The organism is Variovorax raffinosi (genome assembly GCF_051216615.1).
Taxonomy (GTDB): Bacteria; Pseudomonadota; Gammaproteobacteria; order Burkholderiales; family Burkholderiaceae_C; genus Variovorax.
Genome location: NZ_JBPJZR010000005.1, coordinates 395322 through 411549, shown reverse-complemented (window position 1 = coordinate 411549; position 16228 = coordinate 395322). Strand labels below are relative to the sequence as shown.

Here is a 16228-nt window from a genome sequence, read left to right as displayed (position 1 = left end):
CATGACCATCTCTCCCAACAGCGCATGGACCGGCGCCGATGCGGCCAGCCGCAGCGATGCGCTCGACCAGCGCTTTGCACTCGACGTGCAGGGCGTCGATGCGCTGCGGCGCACCGTGCGCAGCTCGCCCGAAGAAGGCCTGCAGCAGGTCTCGCGCCAGTTCGAGGCCCTGTTCATGAACATGGTGCTCAAGAGCATGCGCGAGGCCACGCCTTCGAGCGGCCTGCTCGACAGCCAGGACCAGAAGGTCTATCTCTCGATGTTCGACCAGCAGCTCACGCAGAACCTTTCGGGGCGCGGCGTGGGGCTGGCCGAGGCGATGCTCGCGCAACTGCGCCGCACCATGCCGTCGGGCCCGCCCGATGCCGAGGCCGACGCGGAGATCGGCGTCAGGCCCATGTCGCTGCTGCCGCGCGGCGGCCTGCCGTTCGCGCCGAATGCGGGCATCCCGCTCGGCTCGGCGCCCAGCGCCCGCGTGTCGACCGCCGCCGACCTGGGCGTCTACCAGATCAACAACAACAACGACCGCCGTGCATCGGCCGCGAATGCATCGCTGCAAGGCCAGGTCGATGAGTTCGTGGGCCGCATGGGCGCTTCGGCGCAGGTGGCCAGCACCGCGAGCGGCGTGCCCGCGCCGCTGATCCTGGCGCAGGCCGCGCTCGAATCCGGCTGGGGCAAGCGCGAGATTCGCGCCGACGACGGCACGCAGAGCTTCAACCTGTTCGGCATCAAGGCCGACCGAAGCTGGAAGGGCACCACGGTCGAGACCACCACCACCGAGTACGTCGATGGCGAGCCAACGAAGGTGCGCGCGAAGTTCAGGGCCTATGCCTCGTACGACGAAGCCTTTACCGACTACGCGCGCTTCATCACCCGCAACCCGCGCTACGCGAACGTGCTGGCGACCAGTGACCCGCACGAGGCCGCGCACGGCCTGCAGCGCGCGGGCTACGCCACCGATCCACGGTACGGCGAGAAGCTGGTTCGCATCATGCAGAAGTTCGGCTGAGCCGCACGCGGCCCGGTCTTCATTCACACGCTCTTTGGCACGCCCATCCGCACGCATGCGCGCGGCGGGGCACACCACGCAAAGGAACACCATGGCAGAGATTGCAGGCATCGGGAGACAGCAAGTGCAGCAACAGCACGCATCGCAAGGCGGCGGCGCCAACGGCCTGAAGCTGGAGGTCGTGACCTTCAAGCTGGGCGACGAGGAATACGGCATCGACATCCAGAAGGTGCAGGAGCTGCGCGGCTACGACGCGGTGACGCGCATCGCGAACGCACCGGAGTACATCAAGGGCGTGGTGAACCTGCGCGGGATCATCGTGCCGATCATCGACATGCGCATCAAGTTCGCGCTGGGCGACCCGACGTACGACCAGTTCACGGTGGTGATCGTGCTGAACATCGGCGGACGCGTGGTGGGGATGGTGGTGGACAGCGTGTCGGATGTCATCACCTTGACGGCCGAGCAGATCAAGCCGGCGCCCGAGATGGGTTCGGTGCTGGACACGGACTACCTGATCGGGCTGGGCACGCTGGACGAGCGGATGCTGATCCTGGTGGACATCGACCGCCTGATGTCCAGCGACGAGATGGGGCTCGTCGAAAAAATCGCCACCTGAACATTCGAACCCACACAACAACGACAAAGGTTCGAGAGGAGACACGCAGATGAAGAACTGGACGATAGGAATGCGCCTGGGCGCCGGCTTTGCGCTGGTGCTGGCGCTGCTGGTGGCCACCGCCGGCGTCGGCGTGCTGCGCCTGCAGGGCGTGGGCGAGGCCACGCAGGAGATGGCCCGGCGCTCGCTGGCCAAGGAGCGCCTGGCATCGGCCTGGCAACTGGGCACCAGCACCAACAGCGTGCGCACCTTCTCATTGCTCAAGAGCAACGACGCCGACGTGCAGGCCTACCTGCAGAAGAACATCGCCAGCACCAGCGCCGTGATCTCCGAGACGCAGAAGAAGCTCGAAGACATGCTGAGTTCGCCGGCCGAGCTGGCGCTGAGCGCGGACATCAAGAAAAAGCGTGGCGACTACGTCGAGCTGCGCAACCAGATCCTCAAGCTCAAGACCGATGGCCGGCAGGACGAGGCCGCGAAGCTCACCGACACGCAACTGCTGCCGGCGCTCGAAGGCTACGACGCAAGCATCCGCGCGATGGCGGCGCACCAGCAGCAGGACATCGACAGGACCGCGTCCGCCATCGACGTGCAGTACCGCTCGGGCCGCGTGTACCTGATCGCGCTGGCCGCGTTCGCCGTCGCGCTGGGCTCGGTGCTCGCATGGCTGCTGACGAAAAGCATCGCGCAGCCGATTGCCGAGGCGCTGCTGATCGCCGAGACCGTGGCCTCCGGCGACCTGAGCCAGGAGTTCGAGACCGAACGCGGCGGCGACTTCGGCCGGCTGCTGCGCGGCATGGGCGAGATGGAAGACACGCTCACCGACCTCGTGACGCGCATCAAGGCGTCCACCGATTCGATTGCCGTGGCATCGCGGCAGATCGCGGCGGGCAACCAGGACCTGTCGTCGCGCACCGAGCAGCAGGCCAGCTCGCTGGAGCAGACGGCGGCGTCGATGGAAGAACTCACCAGCACCGTCAAGCAGAACGCGGACAACGCGCGGCAGGCGAACCAGTTGGCCGTGTCGGCATCGGCCGTGGCCGTGAAAGGAGGCAGCGTGGTGTCGCAGGTGGTGGACACCATGGGCTCGATCAATGACTCGTCCAGAAAGATCGTGGACATCATCGGCGTGATCGACGGCATTGCCTTCCAGACCAACATCCTCGCGTTGAATGCGGCCGTGGAAGCGGCGCGCGCGGGCGAGCAGGGCAAGGGCTTTGCGGTGGTGGCTTCCGAAGTGCGCAGCCTTGCGCAACGCTCGGCGGCGGCCGCCAAGGAAATCAAGACGCTGATCGGCGACTCGGTGGAGAAAGTCGCGGAGGGCAGCAAGCAGGTTGCGGAAGCCGGCCGCACCATGGACGAGATCGTGGGCAGCGTCAGGCGCGTGACGGACATCATGGGCGAGATCACCGCCGCGAGCCAGGAGCAGACCTCGGGCATCGAGCAGATCAATCAAGCCATCACACAGATGGACCAGGTGACGCAGCAGAACGCCGCGCTGGTCGAAGAAGCGTCCGCCGCGGCGCAGTCGTTGCAGGAGCAGGCCGACAGCCTCGTGCAGGCTGTCAGCACCTTCAAGCTCGATGCCGACGAAGCCCTGGTGGCCTGAAGCACCCGTGTTGCGCTCGCCTCTGAACCCGAAGATCGCGCTTCGTCTGGCCATGGCCTTCGTCGCCTTGTTCCTGCTGCTGGCCGCGGCGCTCGGCCTGGGCTTCCATGCCGGTGCCGGCTGCGCCTGGGCGCGCCAGGCCGTGCTGTCCCTGGCCGGTGCCACGGTGTGCGCCGGCATCGCCGTCGCGTGGTTCGTCACGCGTTCGATCAGCCGTTCCTCCGACCACGCGGTGAAAGTCGCCGAGCGGCTGGACCGGGTCTTTCAACATGTCAACGCCAAAGATTCCTGAAAGCGCCATGAACTCCCTTCTCAACCTCAAGATCGGCACCCGTCTCGGCATGGGCTTTGCAGCCGTGCTTTTGCTGCTGGCGGCCGTGGTCGGCCTCGGCCTGAACTCGATGGCCGACATCCAGGCGCGGCTCAATGGCATCGTGACCAGCAACAACGTCAAGGTGTCTTCGGTCAACACGATGGTGGATGCGATCCGCGACATCGCGATCTTCGACGGCAACCTGATCCTGCTGACCGAAGAGGTTGCCATGCGCGAGGAGGTCAAGAAGATCGCCAGTGCGCGGGAGCGCTTTGCGGCGGGCCGCACGGCGCTTGCCAAGATGCTGGTCACGGCGGACGGCAAGGCCTTGCTGGCCAAGGTCGATGAGCGGGTGGCGGTGCTGCTGCCCTTGAACACCCAGTTGACCGAACTCGGGCTGAAGAACAGCAACGAGGAAGCGACGCAGGTGTTCGTCACCAAGTTCCAGCCGGCCGTGCAGGCGCTGGTGGATGTGCTCAACGACATGATCGCCCATGAGACCGAGCTGTCGAACCAGGCCAACGAGCAGGCCAGCGCGGGCTACGCATGGGCACGCAACCTGATGTTCGTGCTGGGCGGCTTCGCGATGCTGGTGGGCGCGGCGATTGCGTGGTTCATCACGCGTTCGATCACGCGGCCGATTGGCGCGGCGGTGCAGGTCGCCGAGAAGGTGGCTGCGGGCGACATCAGTTCGCGCATCGAGGTGCGCTCGAAGGACGAGACCGGGCGGCTGATGTCCGCGCTCAAGGCGATGAACGAGAGCCTGGTGAAGATCGTGCGTGAAGTGCGCACGGGCACGGACACGATTGCGACGGCTTCGGGGCAGATTGCTTCGGGGAATCAGGATCTGTCTTCGCGGACTGAGGAGCAGGCGAGTTCGTTGGAGCAAACCGCTGCTTCGATGGACGAGTTGACTTCGACGGTGAAGCAGAACGCGGACAACGCGCGGCAGGCCAATCAACTGGCCGTGTCGGCATCGGAAGTGGCAGTGAAGGGCGGAAGCGTCGTGTCGCAGGTTGTAGACACGATGGGTTCGATCAATGCGTCGTCCAAGAAGATCGTGGACATCATCGGCGTGATCGATGGCATCGCGTTCCAGACCAATATCCTGGCGCTGAACGCGGCGGTCGAAGCCGCACGCGCAGGCGAGCAGGGCCGTGGCTTTGCCGTCGTTGCATCCGAAGTTCGCAGCCTTGCGCAACGTTCAGCCGCAGCAGCCAAGGAAATCAAGACGCTGATCGGCAACTCGGTGGAGAAGGTCGAAGAAGGCAGCAAGCAAGTCGCCGAAGCCGGCCGCACCATGGAAGAAATCGTGGGCAGCGTCAAGCGCGTGACGGACATCATGGGCGAGATCACCGCAGCGAGCCAGGAACAAACCTCAGGCATCGAGCAGATCAACCAGGCCATCACACAGATGGACCAGGTCACGCAACAGAACGCCGCGCTGGTCGAAGAAGCCTCCGCCGCAGCCCAGTCGCTGCAGGAGCAGGCAAGCAGCCTCGTGCAAGCCGTCAGCGTCTTCAAGCTCGACGCCCACAGTGCGGCAGCCACGCCCCGCCCCGGCTTCACCCGCATCACGCCGATCCCCAAGCCAGCGAAGCCGGCGCCCAAGCCACCCACCAAGGCACTGCCCACCCGCCGCGAGCCCGGCACCGGCACGGCACCCCAACTGGCCATGGCCAACGACGCCAAGGGCGACTGGACTGAATTTTGAGAAGAAAGGACTCAAGTCTGGCGATCTGCTGCCGATAACAGGGAGACGGTGTTGTCTGGTCGGCCCGTCATGAATCCATTTCATGCCGGTGGCCCGTCGCGCGCCGCGGACACCGTCCCCGTTATTGAAGGAAGAGAGCAATGAGTTTGAAGGATCTGAAAATCGGCACGCGCCTGGGGCTGGGCTTCGCGGTGATGCTGTTGCTGATGGCTTTCATTGCAGGCACCGGCGTGCTGCGCCTGAGCAAGGTGGGCAATGCCACCGACGAAATGGTGGAAGGCGCGCTGGTCAAGGAACGGCTGGCGACCGAATGGCTCAGCCTGTTGCGCTCGAACACGGTGGCCAATTTCGCGATGGTCAAGACCACCGACCCCGCGATCGCGGCCTACTTCGCCAAGCTGCAGGCGGCAGGTTCGGCGCGCATCACGCCCGCGCAGAAAAAACTCGAGGCGATGCTCGCCACGCCGGAAGAAAAGGCGCTCTACGCCGCCGTGGCCGCTGCGCGTGCCGTGGTGCTCGAAACAGTGGGCATCCTCAACAAGCTCAAGGACGAGCAGAAGCTGGACGAGGCCAATACGCTGGTCGACACCAAGTTCACGGCCGCGCTGGCCGTCTATGCCAACGCCGTCGAGGCACTGGCCAACCACCAGCGCGAAAAGATCGACGCCGCGGCCAAGGGCATCGCGGTGGACCATACGCAAGGCCGCACCACGCTGATCGTGCTGTCCGCCATCGCGCTCGTGCTGGGCGCGCTGTTCGCATGGCGCCTGACGCTGGGCATCGTGCGCCCGCTGGGCCATGCGCTGGAAGTGGCCGAGACGGTGGCTGCCGGTGACCTGAGCGCGAGCATCCGGGTGGAAAGCCGAGATGAAGCTGGCCAGTTGATGCAGGCACTGAAGGACATGAACGCCAGCCTGGCCAAGGTGGTGGGCGAGGTGCGCATGGGCACGGACACCATTGCGACGGCGTCGAGCCAGATTGCTTCGGGGAACCAGGATCTTTCGTCGCGTACGGAGCAGCAGGCCAGCTCGCTGGAGCAGACGGCTGCGTCGATGGAGGAGTTGACTTCGACTGTGAAGCAGAACGCGGATAACGCACGGCAGGCCAATCAATTGGCCGTGTCGGCCTCGGAAGTCGCAGTGAAGGGCGGAAGCGTTGTCTCGCAAGTGGTCGACACGATGGGTTCGATCAATGCGTCCTCGAAAAAGATCGTCGACATCATCGGTGTGATCGACGGCATCGCTTTCCAGACGAACATCCTCGCGCTGAATGCGGCTGTTGAAGCTGCACGTGCTGGCGAGCAAGGCCGTGGCTTTGCGGTGGTGGCCTCCGAAGTTCGCAGCCTCGCGCAACGCTCGGCCGCAGCAGCCAAGGAAATCAAGACCCTCATCGGCGACTCGGTAGAGAAAGTCGAAGAAGGCAGCAAGCAAGTCGCCGAAGCCGGCCGCACGATGGAAGAGATCGTCGGCAGCGTGAAACGCGTGACCGACATCATGGGCGAGATCACTGCAGCGAGCCAGGAGCAGACCTCCGGCATCGAGCAGATCAATCAAGCCATCACGCAGATGGACCAGGTCACGCAGCAGAACGCAGCTCTGGTCGAAGAAGCCTCCGCAGCAGCCCAATCGCTGCAGGAGCAAGCCGGCAGCCTGTCGCAAGTCGTCGGTGTCTTCCGCCTCGGCGGCCCGAACCAACTGGCGCTGGCCTGAACGCGGCGACCGGACCATGCGCGTCAATCTGCCCATCACCGACATCGAATACGAGCTTTCGCCGGGCGAGGCCCTGGTGTCCCGCACCGACCTCAAGGGGCGCATCACCTACGTCAACCCGGCCTTCGTCGAAGCCAGCGGCTACGCCGTCGGCGAACTCATGGGCAAGGCGCACAACATCGTGCGCCACCCCGATGTGCCACCGGAGGCCTTTGCCGACCTGTGGCAAACGCTGGCCCAGGGCCTGCCCTGGACCGGACTGATCAAGAACCGGCGCAAGAACGGCGACTTCTACTGGGTGCTCGCGAACGTGACGCCCATCCGCCGCAACGGCCGCGTGCAGGGCTACATGTCCGTGCGCAGCCGGCCCGCGCGCGCCGAAGTGGCGCAGGCCGACGCGCTCTATCGCCGCATGCGCGAGGGCGGCGCCAAGGGCATCGAGATTCAGCAGGGCGAAGTGGTGCAGCGCGGCTGGACCCACCCGCTGGCACGCCTGCGGCGCATTCCGGTGCGCAGCCGGGTCTTCGGCGCCACGGCCGTGGCCGCATTGCTGTCGCTGGGTTTCGGCGCGATGGGCTGGATGGAAGCGTCCAGGCTGGCCGCGGCCTCCGGTGCGCAAAGCTGGTTGCCCGGTGTCGTGGCCGTGGCTTCCGTGGGCGCCGCGCTGGCCTGGCTTGGGCTGGGGCAGTTCCTCGGCCGCACCGTGTTCCGTCCGCTGGACGAAGCGGTGGAAGTGGCACGGGCCATCGCGGGCGGCGACCTGGCGCGCTTCGAGGTGCGGCCCGGCGACGAGATCACCGGGCTGCTGCGCGCGCTGAACCAGATGAGCGCGAACCTCTTCGCGATCGTGGCGGACGTGGGCACCAACGTGGCCGGCGTGATGTCGGCGTCGAGCCAGATCGCCTCGGGCAACCAGGACCTGTCTTCGCGCACCGAGCAGCAGGCCAGCTCGCTGGAGCAGACGGCGGCGTCGATGGAAGAGCTGACCAGCACCGTCAAGCAGAACGCGGACAACGCGCGGCAGGCCAACCAGTTGGCCGTGTCGGCTTCGGAAGTCGCGGTGAAGGGCGGCACCGTCGTTTCGCAAGTGGTCGACACCATGGGCTCGATCGATGCGTCGTCGAAAAAGATCGTCGACATCATCGGTGTGATCGACGGCATCGCCTTCCAGACCAACATCCTCGCGCTGAATGCGGCCGTGGAAGCCGCACGCGCGGGCGAGCAGGGCAAGGGCTTCGCGGTGGTGGCCTCCGAAGTGCGCAGCCTCGCGCAGCGCTCGGCATCGGCCGCCAAGGAAATCAAGACGCTCATCGGCGACTCGGTGGACAAGGTCGCGGCGGGCAGCAAGCAGGTCGCGGAGGCCGGCCGGACGATGCAGGAGATCGTGGGCAGCGTGAAGCGCGTGACCGACATCATGGGCGAGATCACGACCGCGAGCCAGGAGCAGACCTCGGGCATCGAACAGATCAACCAGGCCATCGCACAGATGGACCAGGTCACGCAGCAGAACGCCGCACTGGTGGAACAGGCTTCCGCCACCGCGCAGTCGCTGCAGGAACAAGCCGACGGCCTGGTCAGTGCCGTGCGGGTTTTCAGGGCCGAGGCCGGCGATGGCGCCGGCGGTCGGAACGAGTTTTAAACCGGAGGAGAAGAGATGCTGACGACGAACGCAAAGGATCCATTGAAACAAGCCGCCTCGGCGCCGTCCCCGGCGGCCAACGGCCCGAAGCTGGAGGTCGTGACCTTCAAGCTGGGCGACGAGGAATACGGCATCGACATCCAGAAGGTGCAGGAGCTGCGCGGCTACGACGCGGTGACGCGCATCGCGAATGCACCTGAATACATCAAGGGCGTGGTGAACCTGCGAGGGATCATCGTGCCGATCATCGACATGCGCATCAAGTTCGCGCTGGGCGACCCGACGTACGACCAGTTCACGGTGGTGATCGTGCTGAACATCGGTGGGCGCGTGGTGGGGATGGTGGTGGACAGCGTGTCCGACGTGATCACGCTGACGGCCGAGCAGATCAAGCCCGCACCCGAGATGGGTTCGGTGCTGGACACGGACTACCTGATCGGGCTGGGCACGCTGGATGAGCGGATGCTGATCCTGGTGGACATCGACCGGCTGATGTCCAGCGAAGAAATGGGCCTTGTGGAGGCCGCAGCCACCGTCTGATTGCCGGGTCGTGGCCGCAGGGCCAGGTCCGGTTCACCGCCTTCAACCTTCAAAGCCAGCACCATGACATTGTTTTCCAACCTTCGTATCGGGACCCGGCTGGCCGTGGCCTTCGCCATCGTGCTGGGCCTGACCGTGGTTTCGACCGCGATTGCGCTGGTCTCCGCGCGCAGCAACGCAGAAGCCACCCGCCTCATGATGGAAAGCCCGCTGGCCAAGGAGCGGCTGATCTCCGACTGGTACGTGCTGACCTACTCGGCGATTGCGCGCACGTCGATGATCGCTCGCACCACCGACGAGACGCTGCCGGTGGTGTTCGCGGACGTCATCTCCGACAGCGTGAAGAAGGGCAGCGAGACCATGGCGAAGGTCGAGAAGCTGCTGGTGACCGAGGAAGAAAAGGCGCTGTTCAAGTCCATCGTCGCGCTGCGCGCCAAGTACCAGGCGGCCAAGGACGAAGTGGGCAAGGCCAGGGCGAGCGGCAACGCGGTGGACACCACGCGTGCGTTCAAGGAATCGTTCCAGCCGGCCGCCAAGGCCTACGAAGGCCGGGTGCTCGATCTGCTGCAGATGGAGCGCAAGGCCATCGACGACATGAGCGTTGCCATCGACGCGGCGAACTCGCACAGCTTCAACCTGCAGATGCTGCTGAGCATCCTGACGGTGATCAGCGGCGCGATCTTCGCGTTCTTCATCTCGCGCAGCATCGTCCGGCCGCTGGCCAGGGCCGTGGTGGTTGCGGAAACGGTGGCGGCCGGTGACCTGAGCGCGAACATCGAGGTCGAGAGCCGCGACGAAGCCGGGCAGTTGATGCAGGCGCTGAAGAACATGAATGCGAACCTGGCCAAGGTGGTGGGCGAGGTGCGCACGGGCACGGAGACGATCGCGACGGCTTCGGGGCAGATTGCTTCGGGGAATCAGGATCTTTCGTCACGTACGGAGCAGCAGGCGAGTTCGTTGGAGCAGACGGCGGCTTCGATGGAAGAGCTGACTTCGACGGTCAAGCAGAACGCTGACAACGCGCGACAGGCCAATCAGTTGGCTGTGTCGGCTTCGGAGGTGGCTGTGAAGGGCGGAAGCGTCGTGTCGCAGGTGGTGGACACGATGGGATCGATCAATGCGTCGTCCAAGAAGATCGTGGACATCATCGGCGTGATCGATGGCATCGCTTTCCAGACGAACATCCTTGCGCTGAATGCGGCAGTCGAAGCAGCACGCGCAGGCGAGCAAGGCCGAGGCTTTGCTGTGGTGGCCTCCGAAGTTCGCAGCCTCGCACAACGCTCGGCTGCAGCGGCCAAAGAGATCAAGACCCTCATCGGCGACTCGGTAGAGAAAGTCGCAGAGGGCAGCAAGCAAGTCGCCGAAGCCGGCCGCACCATGGAAGAGATCGTCGGCAGCGTCAAGCGCGTGACAGACATCATGGGTGAGATCACCGCCGCGAGCCAGGAACAGACTTCAGGCATCGAACAGATCAACCAGGCCATCACGCAGATGGACCAGGTCACACAACAGAACGCCGCACTGGTCGAAGAAGCATCGGCCGCAGCGCAATCGCTTCAAGAGCAAGCCGGCAGCCTTGTGCAGGCCGTGAGCATCTTCAAGCTCGACACGGACAGCCAGGCCGCATCGCGCCCCCGCGCCAGGGCGCTGCCCGCCGCGAGCGAGAAGAAGCCGGCCGCCGCAGTGCCCCGGCTGGCCGTGGCAGGCGCCGACACCGGCGACTGGCGTGCGTTCTAGGAATGGATACCGCTGCGGGCACCGTCGGCCTGCCCGGCAGGGCGACCCGCGTCCCGCAGCGGTGAATTGAATCGGGCGCCCCATGGCCCAAAGGAAAAATCATTAAAACTTTCTACAACCTCAAAATCGCGACCAAGATGCTTGTGTCGTTCATCGCCGTCCTTGTGCTGACGGCTTGTGTCGGTGCCTTCTCGATGCTGCAACTGGGCAAGGTCCACGACATGTCCACGGACCTGGCGACCAACTGGATGCCGGCCACGCGTTCGCTGCTCGAAATGAAGAGCCTGGTGTCGCGCTACCGCTCGCAGGAGCTGCAGCACATCCTGTCGGGCTCATACGACGAGATGGCCGCCTATGAAAAGTCCATGGACGAAACCTGGGCCAGCCTGCAGAAGCACCGCGCCGAGTACGTGGCGCTCATTTCGGAGCCCGAGGAGCGCGAGGTCTATCCGGTGTACGAGAAGCTGCTCGCCCAGTACGAGATCGAGCACAAGAAGATCATCGCCGTCTCGCACACGCAGGAAAGCGAACAGGCCACCGCGCTGAGCCGGGGCAAGTCGCTGCAGTTGAGCCGCGAGATCAACGCGGCGCTGGACAAGTTGACCGAAGTGAACGTGGCGGGCGCCATCAAGGCCGGTAACACGGCCGATGCGGTGTACGCGGAAGCCCGCCTGTGGGTGCTGGGGCTGCTGCTGGGCTGCGTGGCGCTGGGCCTGGCGCTGGCGCTGTGGATCGCGCGCATCGTCGCGCGGCCATTGGCCGAAGCGGTGAAGGTGGCGCAATCGGTGGCGGCGGGCGACCTGACCAGCCGCATCGAGGCGCAAACCACGGACGAGACGGGCTTGCTGCTGGACGCCCTGCGCGGCATGAACGACAGCCTGGTGAAGATCGTTGGCGAAGTGCGCACGGGCACGGACACCATTGCGACGGCGTCGAGCCAGATTGCTTCGGGGAATCAGGATCTTTCATCGCGGACTGAAGAGCAGGCGAGTTCGCTGGAGCAGACGGCGGCTTCGATGGAAGAGCTGACCTCGACCGTCAAGCAGAACGCTGACAACGCGCGACAGGCGAACCAGTTGGCCGTGTCGGCTTCTGAAGTGGCTGTGAAGGGCGGAAGCGTCGTGTCGCAGGTGGTCGACACGATGGGATCGATCAATGCGTCTTCCAAGAAGATCGTCGACATCATCGGCGTGATCGACGGCATCGCGTTCCAGACGAACATCCTTGCGTTGAATGCGGCCGTGGAAGCTGCACGCGCTGGCGAACAAGGCCGTGGCTTTGCGGTTGTCGCCTCCGAGGTGCGCAGCCTCGCGCAACGTTCAGCCGCAGCAGCCAAGGAAATCAAGACGCTCATCGGCAACTCGGTAGAGAAGGTCGAAGAGGGCAGCAAGCAAGTCGCAGAAGCCGGCCGCACCATGGAAGAGATCGTGGGCAGCGTCAAGCGCGTGACGGACATCATGGGTGAGATCACCGCCGCAAGCCAGGAGCAGACCTCCGGCATCGAACAGATCAACCAGGCCATCACGCAGATGGACCAGGTCACGCAACAGAACGCCGCACTGGTCGAAGAAGCTTCGGCCGCAGCGCAGTCGCTGCAAGAACAAGCCGGCAGCCTCGTGCAAGCCGTGAGCATCTTCAAGCTCGGCACGCACGCCGTGGCCGCGCGCCCCGCCTTCAAGCACCTGACGCCGATTCCGAAGACCGCCAAGCCAGCGCCGAAGCCGCCTGCCAAGGCATTGCCCACCCGTCGTGCGGCTGCCTCGGGCACTGCCCCCCAACTCGCCATGGCCGGCGACGCGAAAGGCGACTGGACCGAGTTTTAAAGAAGGAAAGGGCCTCAACACCGCCCGGCCGGTGCCGATAACGAAACGACAACGCCGCGTTCCGCGGCGAGATTCGTTCCAGTTCTGAAAGAAGAAGACAAATGAGTTTGAAGAATCTGAAAATCGGCACCCGGCTGGGGCTCGGCTTCGCGGCCATCCTGTTGTTGATGGCGGTCATTGCCGGCACCGGCATGCTGCGGCTGTCGAACGTGGGCAGCGCCACCGACGAAATGATGAAGCACGCGCTGGTCAAGGAGCGCCTGGCCAACCAGTGGTCGAACCTGTTGGGGCCGACGATCGTGCGCTCGTTCGCCATGGTCAAGGCGACCGACCCGGCCGTCGTGACCTACTTCGCCAACGCCCGCGCCGAAAGCTCGGCCAAGATCAACCCGGTGCAAAAGAAGCTCGAAGAGATGCTGACTTCGCCGGAAGAAAAGAAGCTGTACGCCAACGTGGCCGACGCGCGCGCGGTGGTGCTGCAGATCATCGAGAAGATCAACAAGCTCAAGTCCGAGGACAAGGGCGCCGAAGCCAGCGAGCTGGCCGACACCCAGTTCGCGGCGGGGCTGACCGTCTACGAAAACGCCGTGGCCAACCTTGCGGCGCACCAGCGCGACCGGATCGATGAGGTGGCCCAGCGCATCGCGGCCGACCAGTCGAGCGGCCAGACCACGCTGATGGTGCTGTCGGGCATCGCGCTGCTGGTCGGCGCGTTGTTCGCGTGGCGTTTGAGCGTGGGCATCGTGCGGCCGCTGGGGCATGCGGTGACCGTCGCCGAGACGGTGGCCGGCGGCGACCTGAGCGCGAACATCCGCGTGGAAAGCCGCGATGAAGCGGGCCAGTTGATGCAGGCGCTGAAGGACATGAACGAGAGCCTGGCCAAGGTGGTGGGCGAAGTGCGCACGGGCACGGAGACGATTGCGACGGCTTCGGGGCAGATTGCTTCGGGGAATCAGGATCTTTCGTCGCGTACGGAGCAGCAGGCCAGTTCGCTGGAGCAGACGGCAGCTTCGATGGAGGAGTTGACTTCGACCGTCAAGCAGAACGCGGACAACGCGCGGCAGGCGAACCAGTTGGCTGTGTCGGCTTCGGAAGTGGCTGTGAAGGGCGGAAGCGTCGTGTCGCAAGTGGTCGACACGATGGGTTCGATCAATGCATCGTCCAAGAAGATCGTGGACATCATCGGCGTGATCGATGGCATCGCTTTCCAGACGAACATCCTCGCGCTGAATGCCGCTGTCGAAGCCGCCCGTGCAGGCGAGCAAGGCCGTGGCTTTGCGGTGGTGGCCTCCGAAGTTCGCAGCCTCGCGCAACGCTCGGCCGCAGCAGCCAAGGAAATCAAGACCCTCATCGGCGACTCGGTAGAGAAAGTCGAAGAAGGCAGCAAGCAAGTCGCAGAAGCCGGCCGCACCATGGAAGAGATCGTCGGCAGCGTCAAGCGTGTGACCGACATCATGGGCGAGATCACTGCAGCCAGCCAGGAACAAACCTCAGGCATCGAACAGATCAACCAGGCCATCACGCAGATGGACCAGGTCACGCAGCAGAACGCCGCACTGGTCGAGCAAGCCTCCGCCGCAGCCCAATCGCTGCAGGAACAGGCCGGCAGCCTGTCGCAGGTGGTCAGCGTGTTCCGCCTGGACAGCAACCGTGCCATCGAAGTGGCACACCCGCGCTACGCGCCATCGCCATTCACAGCACTGGCACCATAAAGAGGGAAAAGACAATGCAGTGGTTCCAGAATCTTCGAGTGACCGTCCGGTTGCTCCTGAGCTTTCTCGTGGTCGCGGCGATCGGCGCGGCGGTCAGCGCGCTCGGCATCTTCCACATGGGGCGCATCAGCGCCTCGACCGAGCAGCTCTACGCGAACGAGCTTCGCGCCCTGCAGGCCGTGCAGGAAGCCAACATCCACCTGTTGTACGCCAGCCGCGCCCAGGTGACGCTGCTGTCGGCCGGCACGCTGGGCGATCGCAAGGCCGGTGCGGACGAACTCAGGTCGTCGCTCGAAAGCCTGTCGTCGCGTGCCTCCGAGGTCAGGTCCTTCTTCGACGAGAGCGAGGAAGGCACCAAGCTCTACGGCCAGTTCGAGGCCCTGGTGGGCCCGCTGAAGACGCACATGAACGACTTCGTGGCGCTGGTCGGCAAGCAGCCGCTGGACAGCTCGCAGTTCTCGAACCAGGTGGGCGAGGACAGCATCGCGTTGCTGAAGGAATCGCGTGGCCTGGAAGGCGTGCTCCAGGGCATGGTCGCGCACAGCAAGGAGCTGGCGCGCGTGCGTGCCGAGCAGGCGGATGCAACCTACAAGACATCGCGGCTGCTGATGCTGGTGATGGCGCTGGCCGGTATCGTGGTCAGCGTGGGGCTGGGCGTGCTGGTCGCGCGCCTGATGGGCCGCCAACTGGGCGGCGAGCCGAAGTACGCCGCCGACGTGGTCGGGCGCATCGCCGACGGCGACCTGTCGCTCGAAGTCGAGGCCGACGCCGCGCGTGACGGCAGCCTGCTGCACTCCATCAAGCAGATGCAGGCGACGCTGACTTCGGTCGTGGGCAGGATCAAGGATTCGAGCGACACCATCGCCACGGCTTCGAGCCAGATCGCGGCGGGGAACCAGGACCTTTCTTCGCGGACTGAGGAGCAGGCGAGTTCGCTGGAGCAGACGGCTGCGTCGATGGAAGAACTGACTTCGACGGTCAAGCAGAACGCGGACAACGCACGGCAGGCCAATCAACTGGCCGTGTCGGCCTCTGAAGTCGCGGTGAAGGGTGGCACCGTTGTGTCGCAGGTGGTGGACACGATGGGCTCGATCAATGCATCCTCCAGAAAAATCGTGGACATCATCGGTGTCATCGACGGCATCGCTTTCCAGACCAATATCCTCGCGCTGAATGCTGCAGTGGAAGCAGCACGCGCAGGCGAGCAGGGCCGTGGCTTTGCTGTGGTGGCCTCCGAAGTTCGCAGCCTCGCACAACGCTCGGCCGCCGCCGCCAAGGAAATCAAGACGCTGATCGGCGACTCGGTAGAGAAGGTCGCCGAGGGCAGCAAGCAAGTCGCCGAAGCTGGCCGCACGATGGAAGAGATCGTCGGCAGCGTGAAACGCGTGACCGACATCATGGGCGAGATCACTGCAGCGAGCCAGGAGCAGACCTCCGGCATCGAGCAGATCAATCAAGCCATCACACAGATGGACCAGGTCACGCAGCAGAACGCCGCCCTCGTCGAAGAAGCCTCCGCAGCAGCCCAATCGCTGCAGGAGCAGGCCGGCAGCCTCGTGCAGGCCGTGAGCATCTTCAAGCTCGATGCCAACGCGGAAGCCACCACCCGCCCCGGCTTCACCCGCATCACACCGATTCCCAAGCCGGCCAAACCGGCACCCAAGCCACCCGCCAAGGCCTTGCCCACCCGCCGCGAGCCTGGCACCGGCACGGCACCCCAGCTCGCCGTGGCCAACGACCCCAAGGGCGACTGGTCGGAGTTCTGACCAGGAAAACCGGCATGCGCAAAACCGACCCTCAAGTT

The 16228-nt window shown here is 64.8% G+C and carries 12 protein-coding genes; all 12 read left to right on the top strand.

Features of this window, described 5'->3' with window-relative positions:
• Position 1 precedes the first annotated feature (1 nt).
• The 12 genes from flgJ (at position 2) to ACSFB7_RS18320 (ending at position 16190) form a co-directional block, all read left to right on the top strand.
• Complete coding sequence (gene flgJ / locus ACSFB7_RS18375; protein WP_435472592.1) at positions 2 to 1009, top strand: flagellar assembly peptidoglycan hydrolase FlgJ; 1008 nt, start codon at positions 2 to 4, stop codon at positions 1007 to 1009.
• A gap of 91 nt (positions 1010 to 1100) precedes the next feature.
• The gene (locus ACSFB7_RS18370; protein WP_435472590.1) at positions 1101 to 1628 is read left to right on the top strand and encodes a chemotaxis protein CheW; all 528 of its coding nucleotides are present in this window, start codon (positions 1101 to 1103) and stop codon (positions 1626 to 1628) included.
• A 49-nt stretch (positions 1629 to 1677) separates the two neighbouring features.
• Positions 1678 to 3237: a methyl-accepting chemotaxis protein gene (locus tag ACSFB7_RS18365; protein ID WP_435472588.1), complete on the top strand. Its 1560-nt coding sequence runs from the start codon at positions 1678 to 1680 to the stop codon at positions 3235 to 3237.
• Entirely contained in the window at positions 3212 to 3529 is a 318-nt protein-coding gene (locus ACSFB7_RS18360) for a hypothetical protein (protein WP_435472586.1), read from the top strand. The genes ACSFB7_RS18365 and ACSFB7_RS18360 overlap by 26 nt, the downstream gene beginning before the upstream one ends.
• 7 nt (positions 3530 to 3536) lie before the next feature.
• On the top strand, positions 3537 to 5264 hold the full coding sequence (locus tag ACSFB7_RS18355) for a methyl-accepting chemotaxis protein (RefSeq protein WP_435472584.1): 1728 nt from the start codon (positions 3537 to 3539) through the stop codon (positions 5262 to 5264).
• 140 nt (positions 5265 to 5404) lie between these two features.
• A complete protein-coding gene (locus ACSFB7_RS18350; RefSeq protein ID WP_435472582.1) occupies positions 5405 to 6973 on the top strand; it encodes a methyl-accepting chemotaxis protein in 1569 nt (522 codons plus the stop codon).
• Positions 6974 to 6989: 16 nt separating this feature from the next.
• The gene (locus ACSFB7_RS18345; RefSeq protein ID WP_435472580.1) at positions 6990 to 8612 is read left to right on the top strand and encodes a methyl-accepting chemotaxis protein; all 1623 of its coding nucleotides are present in this window, start codon (positions 6990 to 6992) and stop codon (positions 8610 to 8612) included.
• Between the two features lie 15 nt (positions 8613 to 8627).
• Complete coding sequence (locus tag ACSFB7_RS18340; RefSeq protein ID WP_435472578.1) at positions 8628 to 9152, top strand: chemotaxis protein CheW; 525 nt, start codon at positions 8628 to 8630, stop codon at positions 9150 to 9152.
• A gap of 63 nt (positions 9153 to 9215) precedes the next feature.
• On the top strand, positions 9216 to 10889 hold the full coding sequence (locus tag ACSFB7_RS18335) for a methyl-accepting chemotaxis protein (protein ID WP_435472576.1): 1674 nt from the start codon (positions 9216 to 9218) through the stop codon (positions 10887 to 10889).
• 101 nt (positions 10890 to 10990) lie between these two features.
• On the top strand, positions 10991 to 12712 hold the full coding sequence (locus tag ACSFB7_RS18330) for a methyl-accepting chemotaxis protein (protein WP_435472705.1): 1722 nt from the start codon (positions 10991 to 10993) through the stop codon (positions 12710 to 12712).
• Between the two features lie 101 nt (positions 12713 to 12813).
• The gene (locus ACSFB7_RS18325) at positions 12814 to 14424 is read left to right on the top strand and encodes a methyl-accepting chemotaxis protein (RefSeq protein ID WP_435472574.1); all 1611 of its coding nucleotides are present in this window, start codon (positions 12814 to 12816) and stop codon (positions 14422 to 14424) included.
• Positions 14425 to 14438: 14 nt separating this feature from the next.
• Positions 14439 to 16190 carry a methyl-accepting chemotaxis protein gene (locus tag ACSFB7_RS18320; RefSeq protein WP_435472572.1) on the top strand — a complete coding sequence of 584 codons (1752 nt, stop codon included), beginning with the start codon at positions 14439 to 14441 and terminating at the stop codon, positions 16188 to 16190.
• The last annotated feature ends 38 nt before the right edge of the window (positions 16191 to 16228 follow it).